The following is a 6,531-nucleotide window of genomic DNA, read 5'->3' on the forward strand; positions in this document are numbered from 1 at the left end:
CGGGCCTGATATGACTGAGCGTCAGAAGGATCGTCCGTGGCTGATGCGGACGTACGCCGGCCACTCCACCGCCGAGGCGTCCAACGAGCTGTACCGTCGCAACCTCGCCAAGGGCCAGACCGGCCTGTCGGTCGCGTTCGACCTCCCGACGCAGACCGGTTACGACCCCGACCATGTCCTCGCCCGCGGCGAGGTCGGCCGGGTCGGGGTCCCCGTGTCCCACCTCGGTGACATGCGACGGCTGTTCCAGGACATCCCGCTGGACCAGATGAACACCTCGATGACCATCAACGCGACGGCCATGTGGCTGCTGGCGCTGTACGAGGTGGTCGCCGAGGAGCAGGGCGCCGACATCGCCAAGCTGTCGGGGACGACGCAGAACGACATCGTCAAGGAGTACCTCTCGCGCGGGACGCATGTCTTCCCGCCGGGCCCCTCGCTCCGGCTGACCACCGACATGATCACGTACACGGTGGCGCACATCCCCAAGTGGAACCCGATCAACATCTGTAGCTACCACCTACAGGAGGCGGGTGCCACACCGGTCCAGGAGATCGCCTATGCGATGTCCACCGCGATCGCGGTGCTGGACGCGGTGCGGGACTCCGGGCAGGTGCCGCCGGAGAAGTTCGGTGATGTCGTGGCCCGTATCTCGTTCTTCGTGAACGCCGGAGTCCGCTTCATCGAGGAGATGTGCAAGATGCGCGCCTTCGGCCGCATCTGGGACAAGATCACCCGGGAGCGCTACGGCATCGAGAACGAGAAGCAGCGCCGGTTCCGCTACGGCGTCCAGGTCAACTCGCTCGGTCTGACCGAGGCGCAGCCGGAGAACAACGTCCAGCGGATCGTCCTGGAGATGCTGGCCGTCACGCTCTCCAAGGACGCCCGCGCCCGCGCGGTGCAACTCCCCGCCTGGAACGAGGCGTTGGGACTGCCGCGCCCCTGGGACCAGCAGTGGTCGCTGCGTATCCAGCAGGTGCTGGCGCACGAGAGCGATCTGCTGGAGTACGAGGACATCTTCGCCGGCTCGCATGTCATCGAGGCCAAGGTGGACGCCCTGGTCACCGACTGCCTCGCGGAGATCGAGCGGATCCAGGAGATGGGCGGCGCGATGGCCGCGGTGGAGTCCGGCTATCTCAAGTCCCAGCTGGTCTCCGCGCACGCCGAGCGGCGGGCCCGGATCGAGGCCGGCGAGGAGAAGATCGTCGGCGTCAACTGCTTCGAGGGCACCGAGCCCAACCCGCTCACCGCGGACCTCGACACGGCCATCATGACCGTCGACCCGGCCAACGAGGCACGGGTGGTGCAGGCGCTGCACGAGTGGCGGGACAACCGCGACGAGGTCCGGGCGCAGGACGCGCTGTCGGCGCTGAAGAAGACCGCGGCCGGTGACGGCAACCTCTTCGCGGCCACCCTGGAGTGCGCCCGTGCCGGTGTGACGACCGGTGAGTGGGCCTGGGCGCTGCGGGACGTCTTCGGTGAGTTCCGGGCCCCTACGGGCGTCTCCAGCGCTCCCCTGGCGGTCGCCGCCGAGGAGGGCAGCCCGCTCGCCGAGGTCCGCGAGAAGGTCGCCAAGACCGCGGCCGAGCTCGGCAGCGGCAAGCTCCGGCTCCTGGTCGGCAAGCCCGGCCTGGACGGGCACAGCAACGGCGCCGAGCAGATCGCCGTACGGGCCCGGGACGCCGGCTTCGAGGTGATCTACCAGGGCATCCGGCTCACCCCGGAGCAGATCGTCTCGGCCGCGGTCGCCGAGGACGTGCACTGCGTGGGGCTGTCGATCCTGTCCGGCTCGCACGCCGAGCTGGTGCCGGACGTGCTGGCCCGGCTGCGCCGCACCGGCGTCGACGACATACCTGTCATCGTCGGCGGCATCATTCCCTCCGCCGATGCGACCGCGCTCCGGGAAGCCGGAGTGGCGGCCGTCTTCACCCCCAAGGATTTCGGTATTACGGAGATCATCGGCCGTATCGTCGACGAAATCCGGAAAGCGAACCAGCTCGACCCCCTGGAGGTCCCCGCATGACCCAGGCGAACCGCCCGCCCGGCGGCCGGCCGCGCCGCTCCTGTCTCGCGGTCCCCGGCAGCAACCCGCGCTTCCTGGAGAAGGCCCAGGGCCTGCCGGCCGACCAGGTCTTCCTGGACCTGGAGGACGCCTGCGCCCCGCTCGCCAAGGAAGGCGCCCGGCACCACATCGTCGAGGCGCTGAACGAGGGCGACTGGACCGGCAAGACACGGGTCGTGCGGGTCAACGACTGGACCACGCACTGGACGTACCGGGACGTCATCACGGTCGTCGAGGGCGCGGGGCAGAACCTCGACTGCATCATGCTGCCGAAGGTGCAGGACGCCCAGCAGGTCGTGGCGCTGGACCTGCTGCTGACGCAGATCGAGAAGACCATGGGCTTCGAGGTCGGCAGGATCGGCATCGAGGCGCAGATCGAGAACGCCAAGGGCCTGGTGAACGTCGACGCGATCGCCGGCGCCTCGCCGCGCCTGGAGACCATCATCTTCGGCCCGGCCGACTTCATGGCGTCCATCAACATGAAGTCCCTGGTGGTCGGCGAGCAGCCGCCCGGCTATGGGGCGGATGCGTACCACTACATTCTGATGCGCATTCTGATGGCGGCACGCACCTACGATCTCCAGGCCATCGACGGTCCGTACCTTCAGATCAAGAACGTTGACGGCTATCGCGAGGTCGCCGGCCGCGCCGCCGCCCTCGGCTTCGACGGCAAATGGGTGCTGCACCCGGGTCAGGTCGAGGCCGCCAACGAGGTGTTCTCGCCCTCCCAGGAGGACTACGACCACGCCGAGCTGATTCTGGACGCCTACGAGTGGCACACCTCGGCGGCGGGCGGAGCCAAGGGTTCCGCGATGCTCGGCGATGAAATGATCGACGAGGCGAGCCGGAAGATGGCACTGGTCGTCGCCGGCAAGGGCCGGGCCGCCGGCATGATCCGTACATCCAAGTTCGAGGCCCCGGAGGCTTAAGCGCGATGCAGTTCGGCCGCACCTATGAAGAGTTCACCGTCGGCGATGTGTACAAGCACTGGCCGGGGAAAACCGTCACGGAATACGACGACCACCTCTTCTGTCTGCTCACCATGAATCATCACCCGCTGCACATGGACAGCAACTACGCCGAGCAGACCACCGACTTCGGAAAGAACGTCGTCGTCGGTAACTACATCTACTCCCTGCTGCTGGGCATGTCGGTGCCCGACGTCTCCGGAAAGGCCATCGCCAATCTGGAGATCGAGTCGCTGCGGCATGTGGCGCCGACCTTCCACGGCGACACCCTCTACGGCGAGACGACCGTGCTCGACAAGACCCCCTCCCGCTCCAAGTCGGACCGCGGCATCGTGCACGTCGAGACCAAGGGATACAAGCAGGACGGCACCCTGGTCTGCGTCTTCCGGCGCAAGGTCATGGTTCCCACGGCCACGTACATCAAGGAGCGCGGCGGCGAGCAGCCCGGCCGCCCGGAGCTGGTGGCCCCGCCGGCCAAGAAGGAGAAGTAGCCATGACCCGTCTCGCGCAGACCGAGGGCCTGACCGACATTCAGCGGGAAATCCTCTCCACCGTCCGCGATTTCGTGGACAAGGAGATCCTGCCGGTCGCCACCGAGCTGGAGCACCGCGACGAATACCCGTCGCAGATCGTCGAGGGCCTCAAGGAACTCGGCGTGTTCGGGCTGATGATCCCCGAGGAGTACGGCGGTCTGGGTGAGTCCCTTCTCACCTACGCGCTGACCGTCGAGGAGATCGCCCGCGGCTGGATGAGCGTCTCGGGCATCATCAACACGCACTTCATCGTGGCGTACATGCTCAAGCAGCACGGCACGCAGGAGCAGAAGGACTACTTCCTCCCGAAGATGGCGGCCGGTGAGATCCGGGGCGCCTTCTCGATGTCGGAGCCCGCACTGGGCTCGGACGTTTCGGCCATTTCTTCCAAGGGCGTGCGGGACGGTGACGATTACGTCCTGAACGGCCAGAAGATGTGGCTCACCAACGGTGGTTCGTCCACGCTCGTCGCCGTGCTCTGCCGTACGGACGAGGGCCACCCGGAGGGCACCGCGCCGCACAAGTCGATGACGACCTTCCTCGTGGAGAAGGAGGCCGGCTTCGGTGAGGTGCGCCCCGGCCTGACCATTCCGGGCAAGATCGACAAGATGGGCTACAAGGGTGTCGACACCACCGAGCTGATCATGGACGGGCTGCGGATCCCGGCCGATCGGGTGCTCGGCGGCGAGACCGGACGTGGCTTCTATCACATGATGGACGGCGTCGAGGTCGGCCGGGTCAATGTGGCCGCGCGCGGCTGCGGCGTCGCCCAGCGCGCCTTCGAGCTGGGCGTTTCGTACGCACAGCAGCGGCACACCTTCGGCAAGCCGATCGCGCAGCACCAGGCCATCCAGTTCAAACTGGCGGAAATGGCGACAAAGGTCGAAGCCGCCCATGCCATGATGGTTAACGCCGCTCGCAAAAAGGACTCGGGCCAGCGAAACGACCTCGAAGCGGGCATGGCGAAGTACCTGGCCTCCGAGTACTGCAAGGAGGTGGTGGAAGACGCGTTCCGTATCCACGGTGGCTACGGCTTCTCGAAGGAGTACGAGATCGAGCGCCTCTACCGCGAGGCCCCCATGCTCCTGATCGGTGAAGGTACCGCCGAGATCCAGAAAATGATCATTGGTCGACGGCTACTGGAGGAGTACCGGATCCAGGGGTGAACATCCCGTTTGCGGCACTTTGCCCTAGACGAAGATCACACCCCGTCATCGTTCTTCGGCCACGGATTGGCTCTGGCTCTTGGCCAGTTGCCGCTCGTAACCGATAGCATCCATGGAAAGCCGCCGTCCCCCGTGTCCATAAGCGGCATCCTCCGCTACGAAGGTCATCCATGCCCCACAGCCAATCCTCTGCACAACGCGGTCGCGTCCGCCTCGCGCGCGGAGCGTCGCCGTGGCTCCTGCCGACCGTTGCCACGGCAGCGGTCAGCCTCGCCCGGTCTCGCCGGTCGGGTCGCTGGGCCGCCGTTGCCGTGCCCACCACCGCACTGGCGGCGGGCATGCTGTGGTTCTTCCGCGACCCCGAGCGGGAGATCGCTCAGGGCCGGGTCATCTCTCCGGCCGACGGCGTGGTGCAGAGCATCATGCCGTGGAAGGACGGACGCACCCGCGTCGCGATCTTCATGAGCCCGCTGAACGTTCACGTCAACCGTGCGCCGCTGGCCGGCACGGTGACGTCCGTGGAGCACATCCCCGGCGGATTCGTTCCGGCGTTCAACAAGGAGAGCGAGAACAACGAGCGGGTTGTCTGGCACTTCGACACCGAGCTCGGCGACATCGAGATGGTGCAGATCGCCGGCGCGGTGGCCCGCCGCATCGTCCCCTACGTGCCCCAGGGCACCAAGGTGGAGCAGGGTGAACGGATCGGCCTGATCCGCTTCGGCTCGCGGGTCGACGTCTACCTCCCGGAGGGCGTCGAGGCCGCGGTCGAGGTCGGCCAGGCCACCACCGCGGGGGTGACTCGCCTTGACCGTGATTGATCCCGAAACACAGGCCGGCTGGGCGCCCGAGACCGATGAGGACGAGGACGACATGCCGCTGTCCACGCGGCTGTCAATAGCGGACACGCTCACCCTCGGCAACGCGATCTGCGGCTTCATGGCCGTGTACTTCACGACCACCGGGGTCCTCATCCCGCACCTGACGGGCAACGAGGACGGCGGGATGGCCCGGCACAGTGCCGCGATGGCCGTGATTCTGATGCTGCTCGCGTCGGTCTTCGACCTCTTCGACGGGCTGGTGGCACGCAAGCTGCGGGCCTCGGCGATGGGGGCCGAGCTCGACAACCTCTCGGACCTGATCAGCTTCGGACTGGCGCCCGCCTACTTCGTCGTGACCTGGGGCATGGTCGCCCTCCAAAGCGCGCACCAGCGGGTGTCCCTGGTGGCCGCGGTCGTGGTGCTGCTGGCGGTGGTGCTCCGGCTTGCGCGGTTCTCCTGTGTCACGCTGCGTGACGGCATCTTCCAGGGCATGCCGAGCCCGTTCGGCGCCCTGACCGTCGTCGCCATCGTGCTGCTGGAGCTGCCGTTCCTGCCGACGCTGCTGGCGATCATCGGGGTGGCCTGGCTGATGGTGAGCCGGGTCGAGTACCCCAAGCCGCGGGGCCGCCTCGCGGTGGCGATGCTCAGCTGGATCGTGCTCAGCATGGGCATGCTCGCCGCCTGGGCCCTGGACGCCCCCGGCGGTGAGCTGCTGCTCCAGACCGGCTGCTCCCTTCAGGTGGTCCTGGGCGCGATGATCCCGCTGTTCGCGACGGCCCGGAGGGTCAACACCTTCCGCGACAACCGCCGTGAGTCGCGCGCGGAGTCCCGCGCCGCACAGCTCCCGTAACGGAACACCGCACACGCCGCGGGGGGGGGGGGGAGGGGGGGGGGGGGGGGGGGATGGGGGGGGGGGGGGGGGGGGGGGCGGGGGGGGGGGGAGGGGGGGGGGGGGGGGGGGGGGGGGGGGGGGGGGGGGGGGGG

Annotated in this window: 6 protein-coding genes; all 6 read left to right on the forward strand. The window is 67.8% G+C overall.

The window, feature by feature from the left end; all coding sequences use genetic code 11:
• The first annotated feature begins 10 nt into the window (after positions 1 to 10).
• The 6 genes from ACZ4XD_RS30375 to pssA all read left to right on the forward strand — a co-directional run bounded on the left by ACZ4XD_RS30375 (position 11) and on the right by pssA (position 6,397).
• Positions 11 to 2,023, forward strand: coding sequence for a protein meaA (locus ACZ4XD_RS30375; RefSeq protein WP_468047293.1), 2,013 nt, complete (start codon positions 11 to 13; stop codon positions 2,021 to 2,023).
• Complete coding sequence (locus ACZ4XD_RS30380; protein WP_468047295.1) at positions 2,020 to 2,991, forward strand: HpcH/HpaI aldolase/citrate lyase family protein; 972 nt, start codon at positions 2,020 to 2,022, stop codon at positions 2,989 to 2,991. Before ACZ4XD_RS30375 ends, ACZ4XD_RS30380 begins: the two co-directional genes overlap by 4 nt.
• Positions 2,992 to 2,996: 5 nt before the next feature.
• On the forward strand, positions 2,997 to 3,521 hold the full coding sequence (locus ACZ4XD_RS30385; protein WP_468047296.1) for a MaoC family dehydratase: 525 nt from the start codon (positions 2,997 to 2,999) through the stop codon (positions 3,519 to 3,521).
• Between the two features lie 2 nt (positions 3,522 to 3,523).
• On the forward strand, positions 3,524 to 4,729 hold the full coding sequence (locus tag ACZ4XD_RS30390) for an acyl-CoA dehydrogenase family protein (RefSeq protein ID WP_042161274.1): 1,206 nt from the start codon (positions 3,524 to 3,526) through the stop codon (positions 4,727 to 4,729).
• Positions 4,730 to 4,899: 170 nt separating this feature from the next.
• Positions 4,900 to 5,547 carry a phosphatidylserine decarboxylase gene (locus ACZ4XD_RS30395; RefSeq protein ID WP_042161276.1) on the forward strand — a complete coding sequence of 216 codons (648 nt, stop codon included), beginning with the start codon at positions 4,900 to 4,902 and terminating at the stop codon, positions 5,545 to 5,547.
• Positions 5,534 to 6,397 carry a CDP-diacylglycerol--serine O-phosphatidyltransferase gene (pssA, locus tag ACZ4XD_RS30400; RefSeq protein WP_387238594.1) on the forward strand — a complete coding sequence of 288 codons (864 nt, stop codon included), beginning with the start codon at positions 5,534 to 5,536 and terminating at the stop codon, positions 6,395 to 6,397. The genes ACZ4XD_RS30395 and pssA overlap by 14 nt, the downstream gene beginning before the upstream one ends.
• Positions 6,398 to 6,531: the final 134 nt, after the last annotated feature.

It is taken from the genome of Streptomyces sp. NPDC029466, from assembly GCF_055574515.1.